The organism is Leptolyngbya sp. FACHB-60 (genome assembly GCF_014695775.1).
Classification (GTDB): domain Bacteria; phylum Cyanobacteriota; class Cyanobacteriia; order Phormidesmidales; family Phormidesmidaceae; genus Nodosilinea.
Genome location: NZ_JACJOX010000042.1, coordinates 19411 through 39997, shown reverse-complemented (window position 1 = coordinate 39997; position 20587 = coordinate 19411). Strand labels below are relative to the sequence as shown.

At 55.8% G+C, this 20587-nt stretch carries 18 protein-coding genes and 1 riboswitch; of the genes, 5 read left to right on the top strand and 13 right to left on the bottom strand.

The window, feature by feature from the left end; genetic code table 11:
* From H6F57_RS16295 to H6F57_RS16275, 5 genes are all read right to left on the bottom strand, one after another.
* Positions 1 to 188 (bottom strand): IS630 transposase-related protein (locus H6F57_RS16295; protein WP_190624969.1); only part of this gene is annotated, 188 nt, incomplete at its 3' end.
* Between the two features lie 159 nt (positions 189 to 347).
* Positions 348 to 1049, bottom strand: a complete 702-nt coding sequence (locus H6F57_RS16290; protein ID WP_190630692.1) for a hypothetical protein — start codon at positions 1047 to 1049, stop codon at positions 348 to 350.
* Positions 1050 to 1150: 101 nt separating this feature from the next.
* Entirely contained in the window at positions 1151 to 1834 is a 684-nt protein-coding gene (locus H6F57_RS16285; RefSeq protein WP_190630690.1) for an actin-binding WH2 domain-containing protein, read from the bottom strand.
* Between the two features lie 213 nt (positions 1835 to 2047).
* Positions 2048 to 2986 carry an exopolyphosphatase gene (locus tag H6F57_RS16280; protein ID WP_190630689.1) on the bottom strand — a complete coding sequence of 313 codons (939 nt, stop codon included), beginning with the start codon at positions 2984 to 2986 and terminating at the stop codon, positions 2048 to 2050.
* Between the two features lie 263 nt (positions 2987 to 3249).
* Positions 3250 to 4035 (bottom strand): dienelactone hydrolase family protein, encoded by a 786-nt coding sequence (locus tag H6F57_RS16275; RefSeq protein ID WP_199289947.1) that lies wholly within the window; start codon positions 4033 to 4035, stop codon positions 3250 to 3252.
* A gap of 222 nt (positions 4036 to 4257) precedes the next feature.
* Between H6F57_RS16275 and H6F57_RS16270 the strand changes: the two genes are divergently transcribed.
* Positions 4258 to 4413 carry a PCP reductase family protein gene (locus H6F57_RS16270; protein WP_190630699.1) on the top strand — a complete coding sequence of 52 codons (156 nt, stop codon included), beginning with the start codon at positions 4258 to 4260 and terminating at the stop codon, positions 4411 to 4413.
* Between the two features lie 630 nt (positions 4414 to 5043).
* Positions 5044 to 5126, top strand: a riboswitch (Glutamine riboswitch).
* Between the two features lie 281 nt (positions 5127 to 5407).
* On the opposite strand, the gene sir is transcribed toward H6F57_RS16270, so the two are convergent.
* Complete coding sequence (gene sir, locus H6F57_RS16265; protein ID WP_190630687.1) at positions 5408 to 7348, bottom strand: sulfite reductase, ferredoxin dependent; 1941 nt, start codon at positions 7346 to 7348, stop codon at positions 5408 to 5410.
* Between the two features lie 311 nt (positions 7349 to 7659).
* Between sir and H6F57_RS16260 the strand changes: the two genes are divergently transcribed.
* Entirely contained in the window at positions 7660 to 7920 is a 261-nt protein-coding gene (locus H6F57_RS16260) for a chlororespiratory reduction protein 7 (protein ID WP_190630686.1), read from the top strand.
* A 139-nt stretch (positions 7921 to 8059) separates the two neighbouring features.
* Here H6F57_RS16260 and H6F57_RS16255 read toward each other — a convergent pair whose 3' ends face one another.
* Complete coding sequence (locus H6F57_RS16255) at positions 8060 to 10291, bottom strand: PhoX family phosphatase (RefSeq protein ID WP_199289946.1); 2232 nt, start codon at positions 10289 to 10291, stop codon at positions 8060 to 8062.
* Positions 10292 to 10687: 396 nt separating this feature from the next.
* Here H6F57_RS16255 and H6F57_RS16250 point away from each other — a divergent pair, with 396 nt between their 5' ends.
* Positions 10688 to 11710 carry an isochorismatase gene (locus H6F57_RS16250; RefSeq protein ID WP_190630684.1) on the top strand — a complete coding sequence of 341 codons (1023 nt, stop codon included), beginning with the start codon at positions 10688 to 10690 and terminating at the stop codon, positions 11708 to 11710.
* A 235-nt stretch (positions 11711 to 11945) separates the two neighbouring features.
* Here the strand turns inward: H6F57_RS16250 and H6F57_RS16245 are convergent, their stop codons facing one another.
* Positions 11946 to 12554 (bottom strand): cytochrome b/b6 domain-containing protein, encoded by a 609-nt coding sequence (locus H6F57_RS16245; protein WP_190630683.1) that lies wholly within the window; start codon positions 12552 to 12554, stop codon positions 11946 to 11948.
* Positions 12555 to 12968: 414 nt separating this feature from the next.
* Here H6F57_RS16245 and H6F57_RS16240 point away from each other — a divergent pair, with 414 nt between their 5' ends.
* Positions 12969 to 13592, top strand: coding sequence for a TMEM165/GDT1 family protein (locus tag H6F57_RS16240; protein ID WP_190630681.1), 624 nt, complete (start codon positions 12969 to 12971; stop codon positions 13590 to 13592).
* 35 nt (positions 13593 to 13627) lie between these two features.
* On the opposite strand, the gene H6F57_RS16235 is transcribed toward H6F57_RS16240, so the two are convergent.
* The 5 genes from H6F57_RS16235 to H6F57_RS16215 all read right to left on the bottom strand — a co-directional run bounded on the left by H6F57_RS16235 (position 13628) and on the right by H6F57_RS16215 (position 19044).
* On the bottom strand, positions 13628 to 14068 hold the full coding sequence (locus tag H6F57_RS16235; protein WP_190630679.1) for a heavy metal-binding domain-containing protein: 441 nt from the start codon (positions 14066 to 14068) through the stop codon (positions 13628 to 13630).
* Between the two features lie 2 nt (positions 14069 to 14070).
* Positions 14071 to 14385 (bottom strand): heavy metal-binding domain-containing protein, encoded by a 315-nt coding sequence (locus tag H6F57_RS16230; protein WP_190630696.1) that lies wholly within the window; start codon positions 14383 to 14385, stop codon positions 14071 to 14073.
* A 269-nt stretch (positions 14386 to 14654) separates the two neighbouring features.
* Positions 14655 to 16496: an ATP-dependent zinc metalloprotease FtsH3 gene (ftsH3, locus tag H6F57_RS16225; RefSeq protein WP_190630677.1), complete on the bottom strand. Its 1842-nt coding sequence runs from the start codon at positions 16494 to 16496 to the stop codon at positions 14655 to 14657.
* Positions 16497 to 16662: 166 nt separating this feature from the next.
* Positions 16663 to 17463 carry an aminotransferase class IV gene (locus H6F57_RS16220; protein WP_190630676.1) on the bottom strand — a complete coding sequence of 267 codons (801 nt, stop codon included), beginning with the start codon at positions 17461 to 17463 and terminating at the stop codon, positions 16663 to 16665.
* A 6-nt stretch (positions 17464 to 17469) separates the two neighbouring features.
* Positions 17470 to 19044: an N-acetylmuramoyl-L-alanine amidase gene (locus tag H6F57_RS16215; RefSeq protein ID WP_190630674.1), complete on the bottom strand. Its 1575-nt coding sequence runs from the start codon at positions 19042 to 19044 to the stop codon at positions 17470 to 17472.
* A gap of 140 nt (positions 19045 to 19184) precedes the next feature.
* On the opposite strand from H6F57_RS16215, the gene H6F57_RS16210 reads away from it, so the two are divergent.
* Positions 19185 to 20402 carry a DNA double-strand break repair nuclease NurA gene (locus H6F57_RS16210; protein WP_190630673.1) on the top strand — a complete coding sequence of 406 codons (1218 nt, stop codon included), beginning with the start codon at positions 19185 to 19187 and terminating at the stop codon, positions 20400 to 20402.
* The last annotated feature ends 185 nt before the right edge of the window (positions 20403 to 20587 follow it).

Here is a 20587-nt window from a genome sequence, read left to right as displayed (position 1 = left end):
TTGTGGCTATGGCCCTGCTGGTAACCTTGCTTCGGGGCAACCTCCCCATTGCCGCGATACTGGTTGTGCCATTCCGTAAGGGTGCTACGGGCAATGCCCAGCAGTTGACTGACGGCAACTTTGGATTGGCCTGACTCAATCGAGGCAATCACTTTCTGGCGCAGGTCAAGGCTGTAGGGAGCTGGCATCACTATAGTCCTCTCGATATCCTGTCATTTTGCCTGACCGAACCCTTATACGGATTGCTATAGGGATGAGTAAAGCCTTAGGAATTAAGAGGATCCACAATCCGTAGCACTGTTTCACAGATTTGGTATTAGTTCCCTGAGGGCGATCGCCGTTCACCCCTACAAATCGGGAGGCAGATAGGGATTAGCATCCATCTCTCGCTGCACAGCGATACCAATGTTTAGCGCCTCCTGCAAAAACTGTCGATACTCACTGGCCTGGTAGTTAACCTGGAGGGTTTGAAGCGTCACCAGGTTGGTCTCAATGGTGGCACACAAATCCTGTCGTCGCTCCAGCAACACCCGGTGGTGACGCAAAATTTTTTCGGTCATCAGCGCTGAAATCAGACTGTCTCGGGTGGACTGGAGAGCAAGCAGAATTTCACTATTCTGAAGGCCTTGACCTGCTCCCTGCGCCTTATCCAGTTCGTCCATCACCTGCAGCGCCTGAATAATATCGTTGTGGCGATCGCACTCATCTAGCAGTCGCGCCAGGGTGATAAAGCGTTTAGAGCGCTGCCACTGGTAAAGATGCCAGGCAACGGCTCCAATCGCGATCGCCCCAGCAATCCCCAGCAGCAGCGCGCCGAACTGGTTGAAGCCCTCTTGCTGACTCACCAGCACCAGCCCTAACCCCAAACAAACCACAAAAATTGTCCCCAGCACCAGGCATTCTGTAATGAAAAGGGAGAACAGTTGCCGCCGCGATCGCCACACAGAAGGGCGAATCATTCTGCCCATGAAGACTGAGTCAATGTCTAAACCCGTAAGCTGATCAAGTTCAGTCCGGGTAATGCGTAGCGCCTGCAAATCAGAGGTCATCGTCTTTGCAAAATCAGGGGTTGCCAATTAATAATATGATCAGAAATACAACGTCTCTTTCGGAAAAAACGGCTATTTGCTCCTGCCCGTGCAGTAGCGGTTTAATCAGTGCCAAACAGCAGTGCGAGAATGCTGCGAATCACCTGGGAGTAAAAGTTGCCTTCTACCTCACGAAACAGCTGAAACGGTTGGTTAGGGGAGCCAAGAAAAGGCCTCAGCGTCCACCCCAGCTGGCTGCCCACCAGGCCGTAAAGCGTCAGCCAAAACAGCAGCAACCGGTTGCGAATCTGGGGTGTATCTTCAGTGAAATTCATCACGGAGCGAATGCCCGAATAAAACAACCTCACCCCAATAAAACCCGTGAGGCCAAAAATGGCGACATTTAGCAGTAAAAAGAAGTGATAGCTGCGAATAGAGACCAAAAAGAACAGCGTCACTGGAGCAAAGCTGAACAGCAGCACGCTAATCACCGCAACGGTAGTGAGACTGAGCACCGCATACTGCTTAAAATCGGCTTTGGATCCAAACAAGATGTCGAAAAAGTATAGCGTTGGCAGGCAAATGAGCAGAGTTAGCAGGTAGAGAGCCGGTAGTTTGACCATTGACACCAGCAGCTGTTGCCAGCCGCTCGATGAGCCAATGATGGCCCCATAGATGGCAAAAAATAGCGAGCTGACTACCAGCAGCGACAAAATTTTAGACTCAATCTTCTTGCCCTGACGGACTTCTTCTAGAAAGGTGGAGCGATCGCGCAGCAGCAATATCAGGGTTGAAAAGTGATCCATAATCTTACCCAAAGCGACAGCAATAAAGGCCTATTCAGAGCGTAGCCATCCATCGTGGTGGAATAAGTCGGAAAAAGTCGGCACTCGTTTTTTCCCATCCGAAGTATGGGCTCAATGATGCAGCAAAGCACACCTGCCGCTGATTGTCGTGCGCATGGGCTACAGCAATCGGCCGGTGTGCTTACCAAGGTCAATATAGTCTTGAGATACTTTCTACCCGTCTGCGTTGATTTTGGCAATCAGGTCTGCCAACACCTGCTCGGCCCGCTCGTTCTCGACTTGGCAGGTACCAGCGGCATCGTGCCCTCCTCCCCCATACTTCAGCATGAGTTCGCCGATATTGGTTTTAGAGGTGCGATCGAAAATTGATTTACCCGTCGCCAACACGGTATTTTGCTGCTTCAATCCCCACATCATATGAATCGAGATATTGCATTGGGGAAACAGGGCATAAATCATGAAGCGATTGCCCGCATGAATCACGGTTTCTTGCCGTAGATCGAGCACAACTAAGTTGTTGTGGACTGTAGCACAGCGCAGAATTTGGGCTTTAAACTCAGGCTCTTGGGCAAAGTAGAGTTCCACCCGCTCTTTTACATCTGGCAAAGCTAAAATTTCGGCAATTGTATGATTTTTGCAGTAGTCAATCAACTGCATCATCAAGTTGTAGTTTGAAATCCGGAAATCTTTAAACCGCCCTAGCCCGGTTCTGGCATCCATCAAAAAATTTAGCAGGGTCCAGTCTTTGGGTTGCAGCACCTCTTCTTTAACATACTGCGCCGAATCGGCCTGATCGACTGCCAGCATCATTTCGTTCGAAATAGCGGGAAAACGAGTGGCCCCGCCATAGTAGTTGTAAACTACTCGCGCCGCTGAAGGAGCTTGAGGGTCAATAATGTGATTGTCTCGCTGTCCTTGATTGCGGAGCATTTCGCTAGAGTGGTGATCAAAGGCTAAATGCACCCCTTCAACATAGGGCAGATTAGTAGTGATGTCGTTGGAATTGACGTCAACTTTGCCATCCTGCATGTCTTTAGGATGGACAAACATAATGTCATCAATGAGATCCATCTCTTTCATTAAGACAGCGCATACGAGACCATCAAAATCGCTGCGTGTGACTAACCGGTGCCGAGTTTTGGTAGCTATCATAGGGGCTCCTTGCGATCAAAAATGCTGGGGGAACATTAAAAATGGTTATTTCAGCCCAGTCTTCCCAAACTCAGTCAACCGCTACCAAATTCTAATAGTTATTAAATGTGCAGTTCCGCCAACCGCTAGCCATTAGCCTTTATCAGGTCAAAGGCGTCGCTCTGAAACGTAAAACCACCATAGGCTGGGTCTGCCTGTGGTGGTTCGATCGCAACATTCTGCGTTGATGGATGATGGTTGCGCTTACGACCCACGCTACAGCGTCAACCTAAAACTTCTCCTAAAAAGGTCATGAGGGTTTGCCACGAGCGGCGATCGGCCATGCCATCGTAGCGATTGGCGTCGCTCCACACTGTGAAAGCGTGGTCAACGCCACCGTAAATTTCCATACCGAAGTCAACCTCGGCAGCGTCGAGTTCAGTGGCTAGCTGGGCTATATCGGCCATCGGAGCAGAGCCATCGTCAGAGCCATGCAGAATCAAAATGCGACCCTGGGTTTGGGTATAGTCTTGCCCTTCAGGGGTTTCAAAGCTGCCGTGGAACGACACAAATCCATCCACATCCATACCGGCGCGAGCCATTTCGAGCACGGCGGCCCCGCCAAAGCAGTAGCCGATCGCCACCACCTGGTTGCCATCTACGCCAGTTTGGGCCTGAGCCTGAGCTAGACCGGCCATCAGGCGGGCACGCATGGTAGCGCGATCGGCGTAGAGCGCACCGCTTTGCGCCCGCGACTCGTCAGGGTTGATGGGGCGCACCCCTTGACCGTAGAGGTCTACAGCAAAGGCCGCATAGCCCTGCTCAGCCAGCATTTGAGTGCGGCGCTTTTCGTAGTCATCCAGGCCATTCCAGTCATGGATGAGCAGCACTAGGGGCTGGGTTTCGCCAAAGTTTTGATTGAAGGCAAAGTAGCCTTCAAAGGTCTGCCCATCCATGCTGTAGACCACCGGCTCGGCCACAATATTGGCCTTGGCTGCGGGGGATAGGCCCACTGCCACTAGCGTGGTCACCACGGCGGCTAGCATAACGAGTAAGAGTTTCCTGAGCACTGCGATCTCCTTAATTTTTGACAAAACACGGCCAGATATCTGAAGCAAAACTCTCTGGCGAGAGGATTTTAGGGTCTAACGCTCCTACTGAGGGAAACCTACGGCGGATGGGGCACGAGTTATGGCCCTGTCGTGGCGAAATTAGACTTTGGGCTAGAGATGTCTCTATCCCCTGATATCGTAAAGAAGTTTGAAGCTCTACGCAAAATTGCACCTCTACCTATGGAATGGACTGCTGACGCTGAAGCCCGCCTCAAGGAGATTCCCTTCTTTGTGCGCCCTGCCGCTCGCAAAAAAATCGAGAAGTTTGCCCAAGAGCAGGGTGTGGGCCAGATTACTGTCGAGGTTTACGAAGCGGCCAAGAAGCAGTTTGGCTAAGGGCGATCGCACAGTCACCCCCTGTGCGACACCAAGTTCCTATTTGTACCGCTGAAAAGCATTTGGTTTTCAGCCATTTGTCGCCCCCTTTCCGGCGGTGAATGGACAAAATTTCCTATCCATAAACTGGTGCTTTGTGCGACCGCAAATATACGCAAAAAAATTCTGCCAACGGTTCAAGGAGGAGCCATACCTGGTCGAAGGATTAGTCTAAAAAGTTGCACTGAGATAGAGTCAAACTACAGCCTCGAACCAAACCCTTTGCTCATTTCTAGACCGAAGTTGACCAGGGTGTCTGGGGTCGAAGTGTCTTTGGTGGCCTTAGGTTGAACAGTGTCAAAGCCAAACCCAGAGGCGCTGGTCAACAGAGGCCAAGCTTAACAAGCTATTGACTAGTCAAAGCTTAATCAAGGTCATGGTAAAACTTGCAAAATCCGGCGATCGCGAGAAGGAGAATTGCCTTTCTTGCCTCTTAATATGGAAAGCCCCACTGTCAGCTACAAAAAGCAAATTCCATCTCACTATGAGAAAGTTAAATAGGTCGGCAATCCGAACTATTTCGAAGTAGTGCAACCCCTATCTCTGACAGAAACTTTGGCTAAACTGGAATAGTGAATACAAAAGGAAGACGTCGTTCATCCTGTTACTGTCTGATATCGCTACCAAAGCTTGACAGGACAGAAGTAGAGAAACTTCTCTCGAAGGAACGCGCCAACCATTCTCTGCCTTGGGAGGCGAACCTAGTTATGACCACTGCTCTTGTTTCCGGACTCGAAATTATCGCCGCTGTCAGCCTGATGACTGTGGTGGTCTGCCCCATGTTGGTGTGGATACTGCCCGATCGCAGCCAACCCGTGGGCTAAAAAACTCAGGAGTCAGGTGTTTATTGGGTTATACCAGCGAATATCGCTAGTGGCCCTAGGCACCTTACCCTTGGCGCTTAGCTTCGCAAAAAAAAGGGGGATGGATCGTCTGATCCATCCCCCTTCTTTTACTAGTCTCTAGGAACCGGTTTTTGTAGGTATACCGCCAGGGCGTCGGCCATTACCTGGGCCATCGGTCGCCCCTCTTTGTCGGCGGTAGATTCAAGGGTCATGAACAAATCGTGGGAAATGCTCAGCCGGTGCCGCCCTTCCTTGGTGTGGCGAGGGGTGTATTGGTCGGCGTTGTAGGTGGCAGAAAACTGCCGCAGGGCCTCAAAGCCGACGCGATCGCAGAAGTCCCCAAAGCTTTCGCCCTTTTTGCGCCCGTCGCGGAAGAACACAAACAGCGGCTCTAGGGTGGTGTCGACATCGTTGTCGTGAAGGCGCTCCAGGTAGGTGCGGGCCAGCCGGGTTTGGTTGGGCGACCCGCCCAGCCACAGCTGATACGACTCGGGGGCACTGCCCACCAGGCCCAGCTCAGCCATGTAGGGGCGGGCGCAGCCGTTGGGGCAGCCGGTCATGCGCACGACAAAGTGCTCATCTTCGAGGCCCAGCTTGGTGAGCAGGGCACGCAGGCGACCCAGCACCGTGGGCATAATGCGCTCTGACTCAGTCACCGCCAGACCGCAGAGGGGCAGGGCGGGGCAGGCCATGGCGTAGCGCACCAAGGGGTCGATCTCGGTTTCGTTTTCGATGCCGCAGCGGGTGAGAATAGCCTGAATCTCAGCTCGATTTTCGGGCTTGACCTCGTAGAACAGCACGCTCTGATTGGGGGTAATCAGCATCGGCAGGTTAAATCGCTGCACGATCTCCCTCAGCGCCGTTTTGAGCTGAATGCCCTCGCGACGATCAATAATTCGCCCATTTTCAACGGGGATGCCGACGAACAAGTTGCCGTCGCCCTGCTCGTGCCAGCCCAGGTAGTCGTAGAAGGTCCACTTGGGCAGCTTTTTGAAGGGCTTGAGAGGCTTGCCCAGGTAGGTTTCGACCTGCTGGCGAAAGCGCTCAACCCCCCAGTCGTTGATCAGATACTTCATGCGAGCGTGACGGCGATCGTGGCGATCGCCGTAGTCGCGCTGGGTCGCCACGATCGCCTTCATCAGGTCGTAGACATCGGCTTTGTCAACGTAGCCAATTTCGTCGGCCACGCGAGCAAAGGTTTCTTCTTTGCCGTGAGTGCGGCCTAGACCGCCGCCAGCTAGCACGTTAAAGCCCTTGAGCTGCCCAGAGCGATCGGTGATTACTACCAGAGTGACGTCGTGGGTATAGGCATCGATGGAGTTGTCACCGGGCACTGTCACCGCACATTTGAACTTGCGGGGCATGTAGTGAGTGCCGTAGATCGGCTCTTCGCTGTTGTGCACGATGGTGCCGTTGCCGTTGCGCTGGCGGGCCGCCACCACGTCGGGGTGCTCTTCGACGGAGACCGCCTTCTCGCCATCCAGCCAAATTTCGTAGTAGGCTCCGGTTTGGGGCCGCAGCAGGTCGGCGATGTTGTTGGCATACTCCTGGGCCAGCCGGTACTCGGGCCGGTTTTTGTAGGGGGCCGGGGGAGCCATGATGTTGCGGTTGAGGTCGCCGCAAGCCCCTAGGGTAGAGCCCAGGCTGCGCACGATCGCCCCAATGGTGGCCTTGAGGTTTTGCTTCAGCACGCCGTGGAGCTGGATGCCCTGGCGGGTAGTGGCCCGCAGAGTGCCATTGCCGTACTCATCGGACAGGCGATCGAGGGTGAGATATAGCTCTGGAGAAAGGTACCCGCCGGGGTTGCGGGTGCGCAGCATCATCTGATAGTCCTTCTCTTGGCCCTTGGCGCGGTTATCGCGGTTGTCTTGCTGGTACGAGCCGTGGAATTTGAGGATTTGAATGGCCGGTTCAGAGAAATGCGTGGTGTCTTGCAGCAGCTCGCTGGCCACGGGCTCACGCAAAAAGCGGCTATTCTCTTTAATGCCCTCCATTTTGGAAGGGGTAGGCCCAGGGGCGGCGGAGTTGGGTTTGATAGGAGTCTGAACCATAGCGGCAGGCAAATAACCGTTAAAACAGAAAAATCCAGGCAATGGCACCGCAGAGCGGCCTATTCCCGGACTTGGACAGTGGCAAAACCGAAAATTCACCGGTAACCCGGTCGGGATTTCGGTGAATACTTCATTTATCCTACCATCGGATCCAAATATTCGGGCTGTTTGCCCACGGAAGTTCACAGTTCCCGATCAGAATTTTCGCTGCACTTTGGAATGGTTGGGGAAGGGTTGACAAACCCGATCGCCGAGGTCGTAGAGACCGCTAATCCGTTTAGGATCAAGCCATATTTCTGAGGAGTAACACTATGCCCGATGCCATTATGTACCAGGAAGAGACGTTCGTCGTGCTGATGCCCGGCACTGCCGAAGAATTTCTCTCTCCAGAGGAGCTGCTAGAGCGGTTGACGGGGTTATTGAGCGATCGCCAGCACAACGACCTGCCCCGCGACCTCCAGCGCTTCTCTACCGTCGCCGAGCAGGCCCTTTACCTGCGCAACACCGCCTGCGAGCTAGAACTTAGCCCCGGCGAAGCCATGCAGTGGTATGTCGTGCGCCTGGAGAAATAGAGGTCATTCCCGGCGAGCGATCGCGAATATGAAGGTGATCCACCGGCCCTATTGCAATCTGCTGCTCAGCAATGCCAAAAAAGGAACCTGGCGATCGCCAGGTTCCCACTCCGATCCCAATGGTGCTGTTTAAGCAGAGCTAGACAGCGATTCTGCCGCCGTCGTTGCGGGTGATGACCACCGTCGCCGACCGGGGGCGAGCATTGCCGCCATCGGGCCAGTGGCTAGTGAATAGCGCCGGATCAGTGGCTGACTCGCTATTTTCGCCCGGATGCTGAATGTTGACGAAAATGACCCGACCATCGGGCGACTCGGTAATGCCGGTGATTTCACAATCGCGCGGCCCCACCAAAAATCGGCTCAACACCGTAGGGCTAGCCCCCTGGCCAACATAGGTCTTAACCTGCTGGTCGGCATCGCCGTTGATCGGTACAGCTTCGTTGTTCACCATTCTGGGGGCACCATCGCCCACGGTTCCCGGTAGAGCCGCCAGCATCATGCAGTTGGTGGTGTCGGTGATGTAGCCGTCGTCGGTTTGCAGCCACAACAGACCGGGCACTGCTGCGCTAAACCAGAGACCGTCGGGGCTAGAGAAATCGTTCTCGTCGGTGAGCCCAGACAGGTTGACGTCAGGCTCGGCACTAGCCCTGGCCCCAAACAAGTACACATCCCACTCAAAGGTGGTGGCGGCGTGGTTGCCTCCGGCCTCGCGCCAGCGAATGACGTGGCCATTGACATTCCCTTTGCTGACGGTGTCTCCCTTGGCATCGGCATAATAGCGAGGATTGGCGGCGTTTAGGGGGGTGCCAACACCACGCCCGCTGCTGCTCGATACGTTATTGGTCAGGGTGAGGTAGATATCCCCATTCACCGGGTTAACGCCACCCCATTCGGGCCGATCCATCTTGGTGGCCCCGGCGGCATCGGCGGCGATGCGGGCATTGATCAGCACGTCGGCTTCGTCGGCAAAGTCATAGTCGGCATAGTTGGCGATGTTGGGGTTGCCCAGGGTCAGGGGCAGCCATTCGCCCGTACCGTCGTCATTAAACTCAGCGGCATAGAGGGTGCCAGAATTCAGGTACTTATCTCCGGCAGCCTGACCCCGGTTGGCATCGCGGGGCTCCCAGGTGGCGGCGGAGACAAATTTGTACATGTATTCGTTGCGGGCATCGTCACCTGAATAAAACACTAAAGGTTGACCCGCCACCGCTGCCGCAGGCCAGCAGCCTTCGTGGGCAAAGCGTCCGATCGCCGTACGTTTTTGAGGAATGGCGTTGGGGTTGAAAGGGTCAATTTCGACTACCCAGCCAAAGGTGTTGGCCACATTGCGAAAGTCTTGGTTGGCTCGGCCGGCGGTTTTGCTGGCATCCCAGCGCTGATAGAGGTCGGTGTTGCCCGCTGCCTCGGCCCGTGACCAGTTGTAGCGACCCGAGGTGGCATTGCCAATGCCGTAGCGCTTGAAGGCAGCCAGTTCCTTAGTCGTGCGGGCGCTGTCGTCTTCGCGGCGGTTAAAGTAGCCTGCCCAGTTTTCTTCGCAGGTGAGGTAGGTGCCCCAGGGGGTGTAGCCATTGGCGCAGTTGTTGAGGGTGCCCCGGGTCTGCTCACCGCTGGGGGAAAAGGCCGTAGCCAACATAGGGCTGCGCCGGGCAGGGCCGCTGATCTGACAGCGGGTGGCGGCGGTAACGCGATGGTTAAAGCGCGAATCGCGGTTGATCTCGTAGGTCGATCCCTGTCTCACAACTTCCACAACGGTGACGCCGTGGGCCGCCACTTCTTTGTCGATCTCGATCGCTGGGCGCGCAGCAGTGCTCTCCGGGCCATAGTTAGTGGGGCCGCTAGGGTGAACAAAGCCCAAATCTTCGCAGACTTCGTGGTTGATGCAGAGCAGGGCGCGATCGCTGGCGTTGGGGTCCCAGCCATTGCCAGCCCGGTTGAGGCCAAAGTAGTGCATAGCGTCGTGGTGGTCGCCCGCCCGCCCCTCAAAGTCGGTGTCGGTGCCGTCGTTTTTGTAGGGGGTGACGTTGCTTTTGATTGGGTCGCCGGTAGCTAGCAGCACGCGGGCCGTGTAGCCCTCGGGCACCACCAAGGTATCGGCAATGCTTTTGGCCACGGGGCTAAAGCCAAGGCGCAGATCGGTAGCGGCTTTGGCGGCTTTTCCAGCCTGCTTAGTAGAATCAGCCACAAAAGCTAAACCTGTGCCCAACATAGCGGCAGCAGCTAGGGATGAACTGCCCTTTAGAAACCCCCGCCGCCCCAAGCGAGCACGGTCTAAAACTTGGTTAAAAGAATCGTTGTTTGAGGGGTTGTGGTTTTCGTCCTCAAGGTTGACCATCTTTTTAAGCACGGTACGGATATCTGGCTTTTTCGCCATGGTCAGGACTCCCAGTAGGCTTTTTTGAGTAACGAAGAAATATTATGTGGCCCGGGTAACGGTGAGTTTAACGGGTGTTTAGCGGTTATTTAAGAGAAAGTGAAGGGAGGGTAATCAATCGTCTAACCGACACCTCAAAACTCAAAAGAGGTTTAAAGAGAAACTGCCCGAAGCTTTTGATTCTTGTTGTCGTCTCTGCGAAAAACACAGTACTCAAGTAGAACCCAAATAGGTGCCAGCGCTAAAAATAATGCCTTGGTGCTGGTTTGAACTAACCAGCGGGTCAAAGCCTGTATGAAGCTTGATCAGCCTGAGGCCCTAGCCCGGTTCGTGCCCCTGCTATTAAGCCTAAAATTAGAGCATCTGACGATGTGATAGTTTGCGGAGCCTCAGCCAATGACCGACTCAGCCCTGCTGCCAGTACCCGATTTTTATAACCCTAGTCGGGTCGGCGAGGTGTGGTCGGTGCCCTATCAGCAGCGCGCTGCCGAGGCCAAGGCCTGGGCTGAGGTCCATCACATCACCGCCGCCGCCGAGGATAGTCGCCGTCTCTGCCTGCTGCTGATTGATGTGCAAAACACGTTTTGCATTCCGGGCTTTGAGCTATTTGTGGGCGGGCGATCGGGCCAAGGCGCTGTGGACGACAACCGCCGCCTAGGCGAATTTATTTATCGCAACTTGGGGCAGCTCACTACGATTACCGCCACCCTCGATACCCACCAGGCGATGCAGGTGTTTCACCCCGCTTTTTGGGTCGATGCCGAGGGCGACAACCCGCCACCAATGACCATGATTCACTACGACGATGTGGTGCAGGGCAAGTGGCGGGTCAACCCAGCGATGGCTGCCAACCTCACCTCTCCCCATGATCTGCAAGAGTACGCTCTGCACTACACCAAAACCCTGAATGACCGGGGCAAGTATCCCCTCACCATCTGGCCCTACCACTCAATGCTGGGGGGCATTGGCCATGCGCTGGTGCCTGCGATCGAAGAGGCCTGCTTTTTTCACACTATCGCTCGTCAGAGCCAGACCCGTTTTGAGCTGAAGGGCAGTAACCCCCTCACCGAAAACTACTCGGTCCTCAGCCCTGAGGTGATGGAGGATAGGCAAGGACGGGCGATCGCCCAAAAAAACGCCCCCCTCATCCAAACCCTGCTCGAGTTTGATGGGGTGATTGTCGCGGGCCAGGCCAAAAGTCACTGCGTTGCCTGGACGGTGGCCGACCTGCTAAGCGACATTGAGGCCACTGACCCAACTCTAGCCCAAAAGGTTTACCTACTCGACGACTGTGCCTCTGCGGTAGTGGTCCCAGGCGTGGTTGATTTTACTGATCAAGCTGAAGACACCTATCAGCGTTTTGCGGAGGCTGGTATGCACCGGGTGGAGTCAACCATGGCGATCGCAGACTGGCCCTAACCTGTGATCAAGCAGCGCCGTTGAATTATGGCCTGACTAGTTCTGTGAATAGTTGCGATCGCTAAGTTTGGGCCGCTGCTCAGCAACTGTGCAGCCGCTACAGTTCAGCTAAATAGGTCAACAGCGGCAAAATGAACGCAGCAAAAATTCCGCCAATTACTACTACTTCAACCGCTTTCAATGGAGCATTTGTTCTTTTCGTAGACATAGTTTTTTGAGAATGATCAATTGACATCTAACGCCCAAATCGCTCGCGAAATTTTTCTCGAAGATAACCTATCCACAGTGATGGCGATTCTTCAGGGCGGTACTGTGTCTGAACCATTGATAGCAGCAAGGGCACGCCGCCGACTTTAAGGCTCATAGCAATGTGGCCCAATAAAGTTACCACTAGCACCAGCCACGCCGTCAGATGTAGCCTGTACCAAACGTGGTATAGCTCACCAGCGGGCAACCAGGCCTCTTGCATCATCCTGCCGGTAACTACGGCTAATGTAGCAGCTAAGAGCATAGCGGTATTTAACAGTCGCTGGAGATTGACCCACCAGCCGGGTTTACCCACTTGATAGGTAAGTCGAGCCCAAAAGTCAGGAAACAAGAGTCGCTGATATCCCCAATGAAAACTATAGATGGCAAGAGCGGGAAATATCAGCAAAAAGAAAAGGCCAAATGTGCCATGAATGCCCTGAATGTCTGGCAGCAAGGGTAGAGGAATGGAGCCATATCGACCGTCATAGGTGTTGTAAACCCAAAAGCCAGTAATTAAGGCACCAATGGCCAGCAAGCCAGCGATGCTGTGTAAAAGCCTTAAAACCAAAGGCTGATAGGGAATCAATTTAGACATTTTACCCGCCAATTTAATATAACTTTATCCGCCAGAAAAACATCATAGGCCAGGGAAACCTTTATAGCAAACAGTATAAAATGAACAAAAAATGAATAGAATCGTCTCGAAAATGATTGAATTATGAAATAAAAGTTTGTTTCTTATAGCTCTAATCAGTATTTTTAATTAGGCTCAAATCCATAGTTCGTGATATGGTTTGAGTTATGAAGGGGAGTAGCTTTGGGTCTTTAACCCAATCATCTGAGTCAACATACTGGCGATGAGCCTGGTTCAGATGGTGAATTAGCGCCGTGAATTAAAACCGTGCATTCGCAAGCGAGACCTTCACTGAGTCCACATCTGACGTGGGCTTGGTGGAGTTCTTGTGATCATCCATCATGCCCGCTCAGGTTCATAATCCTGGAGACGAGCATGCACCCACTGACCGGCTTTACTGCTGGCCTACTGCTAATTACCCTATCTGAACTAGGGGATAAAACCTTTTTTATCGGCATGATTTTGGCGACCCGGCATCCCCGTCGCTGGGTGTTTGTAGGGGTTACTGCCGCGCTGTTTGTGATGACGGTTTTGTCGGTGGCGATCGGGCAAGCCGTCACTATTTTTCCTGAGCACTACGTTCAGGGGCTAACAGTAGCCCTGTTTCTAGGGTTTGGTCTGAAGCTGCTGTACGACGCCAGCCGTATGGTTGGGGGCGGTAGCCTAGCCGATGAGCAGGCCGAGGCTTTAGAGGCCGTCGAAGAAAGCGAGGCTGAGGTCAGCAAATGGTCGATCAAAACCGTGCTCATTCAATCCTTTAGCCTGACCTTTGTAGCTGAATGGGGCGATCGCACCCAGTTTGCCACCATTGCCCTGGCGGCGGCCAACCATCCAGTGGGAGTGGTGCTGGGGTCGACCTTGGGACACGCGGTATGTGCTGCGATCGCCGTCGCCTGCGGCAAACTCATCGCTGGGCGCATTTCAGAGCGCTGGCTCACGACCGTCGGCGGGCTGTTGTTTATCATCTTTGGCCTGGTTGCCGCCGTGGAAATGGTTTAGGACAAGCTAGCGGTAAGGCCAACTTGCCCAGCAGGCTAGCGAACGCCTGTGCCATAGGCAATTACCTCAAGGGCGACAACGCCTCGGCCGTTGTTGCCGCTCAACTCAGCGGTTTGAATGCGGATGTTGACCACCTGGTCTGCGCCCCAGGATAGGGCCGATTCTTCCATCCGCAATATGGCCTCACGGCGGCCCCTCTCAAGCAGGCTTTCATAAACCATGATGCGTCCGCCAAAAAAATTTAATACCCCCGCGATAAACGTCTTAAAGAAATCGGATGATATCACTACGCTGCCGGTGAATAGTTGTGCCTGGTGTGCCTTAGGCAGAGACACTTTAGCTCCAGCAGTGCTGAGCATTAGCCCGTGAATAGCCTGCTCTCGCTGCTGCAACTGACGAAAATGCTGTTTTTCAGTTCGGGTACCAAAGAAATACCCGACTCCTAGCAATACTGCAAAAATGATGAGTTCATCCATAACTATTCCACCCGCACGGCGGTGCCGTAGGCAAACAGTTCGGCCGCGCCCTGGGTCAGTGATGAGGTGGCAAAGCGCACGTTGACAATGGCGTTTGCGCCCCGCTTCTGGGCGTCTTGCACCATGCGGCTGGTGGCTTCTTCGCGGGCTTCTTGCAGCAGTTCGGTGTAGCCTTTGAGCTCGCCACCCACAATATTTTTGAGCCCAGCGGCGATGTCGCGGCCGATGTGTTTGGCTCGCACTGAGCTGCCCTGTACCAAGCCTATATGCTGTGTAACGGTTTTGCCGGGGACGGTTTCGATGTTGGTGAGAATGATATTGGGTGCAGAAGATCGAGGTTGAACGGTCATCTCGCGGCCTGTGGCTCTATAAAACAACGACAACCCTAGCTCTTGAGATGGATCTGCGTCGATGATTTTTAACGGTTTGCCCGCCATTGCTTGCAAACCGTTACACAGCCCCAGCCAGCAATCGCCCATGTCTTTGCCCCAATATTGGCATCTTGCTAGTAACTAATGTCCATAAGAAAAGGGGACGCCCTACTGGACATCCCCTTTTCTAGCTAGTTAACAAGCTTTATTGTGATTTAGACGATCGAAGCCATGCTGACATCATTGTTAGCAAGCACCTGCTGAAGCTCTTCAGAATCGACAGTTTCTTTATCTACCAGCATGCGGGCTAGCTGATCGAGCACGTGGCGGTTGTTGATGAGCACCTGCTTAGCGCGGGTGTAGGCTTGGTCGACCAAACCCCGCACTTCGGAGTCAATGGTGGCGGCGGTCTCTTCAGAGAAATCGCGCTCGGCGGCGATGTCGCGTCCGAGGAACATGTTGCCTTGTTGGCGACCGAGGGCCACGGGGCCGAGCTTGTCGCTCATGCCGAAGCGGGTCACCATCTGACGAGCAACGCGAGCTACCTGCTGCAGGTCGTTGGAGGCTCCGGTAGTAACTTCCTCTTCGCCAAAGATGATCTCTTCAGCAATGCGGCCACCGAGAGCTACGGCCATCTGGTTTTGCAGGTAAGAGCGGGAGTAAAGGCCCGACTCCAAGCGATCTTCGCTAGGGGTAAACCAGGTCAGACCACCGGCACGGCCGCGGGGAATGATGCTGATTTTTTGAACAGGGTCGTAGTCGGGCATGAGGGCACCAACTAGGGCATGACCGGCTTCGTGGTAAGCGACCAGCTCTTTGCGCTTTTCGCTCATGACGCGGTCTTTTTTCTCGGGGCCAGCCAGGACGCGATCGATCGCATCGTTGACCTCATCCATAGAAATCTCGGTGAGGTTGCGGCGGGCAGCGAGAATAGCGGCCTCGTTCAGCAGGTTCGACAGGTCGGCCCCGGTGAAACCAGGCGTACGCCGGGCGATCTTTTGCAGATCGACATCCTTGGCGAAGGTTTTGCCGCGAGCGTGAACGTTGAGAATTTCGAGGCGACCAGCGTAGTCGGGGCGGTCTACTACAACCTGGCGGTCAAAACGACCGGGGCGCAGCAGGGCCGCGTCGAGCACGTCGGGGCGGTTGGTAGCGGCAATAATAATGATGCCGGTGTTGCCCTCGAAACCATCCATCTCGGTGAGCAGCTGGTTGAGGGTTTGCTCACGCTCGTCGTTGCCGCCGCCAAGGCCTGCGCCCCGCTGACGACCGACGGCGTCAATCTCGTCGATAAACACGATACAGGGAGCGTTGGCCTTGGCCTGCTCGAACAGATCGCGCACGCGGGAAGCGCCCACACCGACGAACATTTCAACGAACTCAGAACCGGAGATGGAGAAGAAGGGCACGCCCGCTTCACCCGCTACGGCCTTAGCCAACAGGGTTTTACCGGTACCGGGAGGGCCAACCAGCAGCACGCCCTTGGGAATCTTGGCACCGACAGCGGTGAAGCGATCGGCATTCTTGAGAAAGTCAACGACTTCGGTGAGTTCTAGCTTGGCTTGCTCAATGCCCGCCACATCGCCAAAGGTGACCTGGGTCTGAGGCTCCATCTGCACGCGAGCTTTGGACTTGCCAAAGTTCATGGCCTGATTGCCGGGGCCACTCTGGGCGCGGCGCAGCACAAAGAACAGCACCCCCAGCAGCAGGATGGGAATCAGCAGAGTGCTAAAGGCACGAACCCAGACGCTATCGTCGCTCTGGGGCATGACGACGATGTCGACATTGTTGGTTTCCAGGGTGCTGATCAGCTCCTGGTCGTTGGGCAGGTTAACGATGATCTGACCGTTACCCTCAGGGTCTGTGAAGCGGGCGCGGGTGCGATCGGCGCTGATATTGACGCGCTCGATCTGGTTATTTTGCACCGCGTCTAAAAACTGGCTGTAGCGCCAGGTCTGGGTTTCGGGGCCAGAACCGTCAAAAATTGCGGTCGCCAGGGCAATGACTACAACGACCAGCAGGGCATATAGACCTGCATTTCTCCACCGTTTGTTCACCGGGCTATTGCCTCCACTTACTTCTTGGGATGAACTGTTGCTTGGAAACCGTTTCTAATGAAACCTGTCTGGGGCCAATGTTTGAGTAGGCCGTAATGATTAGAGGGATATTAACTTATGTTAACGTCATCTGTCAGAATGGGCTAATCGATAATTGGAATAGGGGTTAATTTTCCCTAAATGCAGCCCGCAAAGCCTCTAGGGCTGGGTGCTGTGGGTTAACCTTCAGTCTACTGCGATCGCCTAAAACTGTGTGAATTGGCACTATCTGCACCCCTGAGTTGCTATAGGCCAACACCTCAAAGCGCTGAATCACCCCCGGCGGCCAGGGCGCTTGATTGATCTGTTCCCCTTGCTGCCTCAAATGCTCAATCAGGTGGGCCCGCACGATTCCCGGCAGCAGGCCGGCCCTGAGGCCGGGGGTATGCCACTGACCATTAGCCCAGCCCCAGAGATTGCCGGTGCTGGTTTCCAGCCACTGCCCCTGGTCATCCAGCAGGATGGCTTCTCGGGCACCGTGCTGCTGTGCAGCTTGTAGGGCAAGCCAGGCCCCGAGGTAGTTGCCGGTTTTGTAGGCGGGCTGCGATCGCCTATACATTTCCCCCCGCGCCACCCAGGCGGCGATGCCCTGGGTCTGCATTGTTTCTAAGTCTTGGGGCAGGCTGCGCCCAGTCACTAGCTCGCGACCGTCGGGGAGACAGGTAATCCGCAGAACGGGATGTTCTGCTAACAAGGCCTCAGCCCCTTGCCGCACCTGACCCCAGTCGGGGCTGGGCCAGCCAAAATCGGTTAGGGCATGCACTAGACGCTGCTGGTGGGCCGCCCAGTGAGTGAGGGGATGCTCAAGGCTAGCCCCGTAGATTCGCAGGGTGGTAAACACCGTGGCCCCGTAAATCAGGGCGGGGTCATTGACGGCGAGGGCAATATCGGTGCCCTGGCAGAGCTGCCCGTCGAACCAGTAGGCCATTTGCCGCTACAGCCCCTGCTGGATGTATTGCAGAATGCCCCGGGCGATCGCCTGGGCCATAGTCTCACGCCAGGCAGGGTCAGCCAATCGGGGAGCATCCTGAGCGCCAGTGACAAACCCCACTTCGAGCAGGGTGGCGGGCATAGTGGACTGGCGCAGCACGGCAAAGCGGGCTTGTTTCACGCCGCGATCGCGCATGCCCGTTGCCGCCAGCATACTGGCTTGCAGGGTGGCCGCCAGCCTCCGCCCACTTTCTGAGGAATAGTACGACTCAATGCCGTTGACATCGGGGCGGCTCATGCTGATGGCATTGGCGTGAATGCTGACAAACAGATTGGCCTGGGCACGGTTGGCAATGTCGGCTCGGGCCTGCAAATCGATGGCAACGTCTTCGCGCCGAGTCATCACAACAACAACGCCCTGGCTTTCGAGCAGCTCAGCCACCCGCAGCGAGATGGGAAAAATCACCTGTTTTTCTTGTAGCCCGCCGATACCCACTGCTCCGGGGTCACGCCCGCCGTGGCCGGGGTCGATGGCCACTACCACTCGGCCGCTTGGTGCTGAGGGCAGAGACGGTGGCTCTGCGGAGCGCGTAGGCGGCGGTGTGGGACTGGACTGTATAGGCCTGGATGGTGTGGGCCTGGGCGGTATCTGAGCCTGGGCCTGGGGCGGCTGAGCCTGGGGCATCTGGGCCTGGGGCGGCCTGCCTGGGGCGGCTGCGAGGGGGGCTGCGGGGGCTGGTTCGTCGGCAATACTGTTGAGGGGCACGCCGCTGGGGGGCAGCACAATCACACCGCTGCTGTTGCGCAGCGCCCGCCAGTCTGGACTGGTGGGCGAGAGCCTGAGGGTAATGCGGGTAGAGGGGGGACTGGTGGGCTGCTGAGCGACATCCCAGGCAATGATGCTGTAGCGGTAGTTGGGCAAATCGTCGGGGCGCAGGTTACCCGCTACGGCGGTGTTGGGCAAATCGATAATGGCGAAGCGGTTGTCGGCATCGTCGTTGGTGATTTGCACTGTGGGGGTGGGCGAAGTGCCGCTAAGCCGAATTAAAAAGCCATCGCCGGTGGTGACCACGCCACTGAGAATCGAGCCAGCGCCGGTGCCGGTGTTGCCCTGCACCCGATTGGCGGTAGCAGTGGGGGGCGGCAGCGCCCCTGAGGCAGGTGCCGCGCCCTGGTTGAGGGTGGGCAACTGCACTGCCCACTGGTTGGGTCGCACCCCTTGAACGCGCACATCTTGAGGGTTGAGGCTGTAGCCGGGCGCAAGCTCGATGACTAGGCGAGTGGTTTGGCGATCGAACTGGCCCGCCCGCACTTCCCGCACGGCACCGCCAACGGACTGACTTGCGCTGGTGCTACCCATCTGGGTATTGGGCAAGTCAACCACAATGCGGGTGGGGTTAACCAGCAGTTGAGCCCGAGGCTGTACCTGGCTATCGGTAGTGAACACCAGCTGGTTGGTCTGAGCATCAAACCACCAGTATTGTAGGGTTGCAGCCCTAGCGGGGGCAGCCACAACTAGGGCACCCAGAGTTGCTAACGCTCCTGAGGTGAGCCCTAAGGTGAGCCATCTTGACTCCATAAGTACGACCAAAACACGACCAAGGCATAAGCCACCCGACAGTATAACGGCGAGAACCAAAGTGGCATCCGTAGGGCACAGGTTCTCACGAAAAATTCTGAAAGGGAATGTTAGTATGGGCGTACCAAATTAACTCTGCCATGCTCGACCTGATGAAGCTGGCCCGGCAGATGCAGGGCATTAGCCAGCACCTTAGCCAGGAGGCTGCCGCCGCCCAGGAGCGCATAACGGCGGCCCGCCGGCTGTTGGCGATCGCCGCCACCCGCCAGCCCGATCTGGTCGCCCAAGCCGAAATTTGGGGCGATCGCGCCCCCTTCACCGCAGCCCAGCCCACCGAAGCCCTCACCGCTCGCAGCGCCATCGCCGCCGCTCCCGAGGCCCACACCGTCATCGCCACGGACGGGTCACAAATTTCCCCCAGCCACCATGAGATCGCCTACTGCTATTTGATCAATGTGGGCCGCGTCGTGCTCCACTATGGCCAGAGCCGATTCCCATTGCTCGACAGCCTGCCGGAGGTGGTGTATCGGGCCGAAGACCTTTACCTATCGCGCCAGTGGGGCATTAGCACCGAAGAATGGATGGGTCATCGCCGTACTATAGCTGAGGCCGTGGTGCTGGCCGAACTGGGCGAAGCCGTTCACGACAGCCTGATTGAAGCGAACCCCAGGGCAACCAGGGTGCCTGTGCTGGCCCTGGTGGATGGGTCGCTGATCTACTGGTTTTTGGAGGCACTGCCGGGGGAGGCGCGCGATCGCATCCTGCCCCCCATCCTCGACTCGTGGGAGCGGCTGCGGCGGCAAAACATTCCCCTGGTGGGCTATCTCAGCGCCAGCCGCAGCGGCGAAGCGATGAACTTTTTGCGATTTGCGGCCTGCCCCTTTCTGCAACCCGACTGCCAAACCCATTGCAGTAGCGACGAGGGCAACCAGGCCGACCGAGCCCCCTGCGGCCGGTTTTTGCCGCTGCGGGATGCGACGTTTTGGGCAACAGAATTAGCGCCTGGGGAACGCAGCCCCTTCTGGCGCAGCACCGCCAGCATTCTGGATCTGTACGGCGACCATCGAGTGTACTTCTGTTATCTCAATGTCGGCCCTGAGGTGGCGCGGGTGGAGGTGCCCCAGTGGGTGATGGCGGATGAAGCGCTGTGTGAAATGGCACTCAGAATGGTGCTAACCCAGGTACAGAAGGGGTATGGGTATCCGGTGACGCTGGCGGAAGCGCACAATCAGGCAGTGGTTAAAGGGGGCGATCGCAGCCGATTTTTTGCCCTGCTTGAGCAAGAAATGATTCGCGCCGGGCTCAAAAATGTTGGTACCTCCTACAAAGAAGCCCGCAAGCGCGGCAGCATTGCCTAAGCCTGCCGCGTTTGAGAAGCCAATCTCAAAAAACCGGTCGGCAAACAGATCAGTTAGAACCTAATGTTAAGCAGTATTTCGGAATAGGATGCTGTCAGGGTGTAGACGAGGGTGCTTGGCAAACTGGGGCCAGTCTGCGTCTGCCTTTGCCATCGCCAACGACCGATAAAGCCCTATATCAAGGC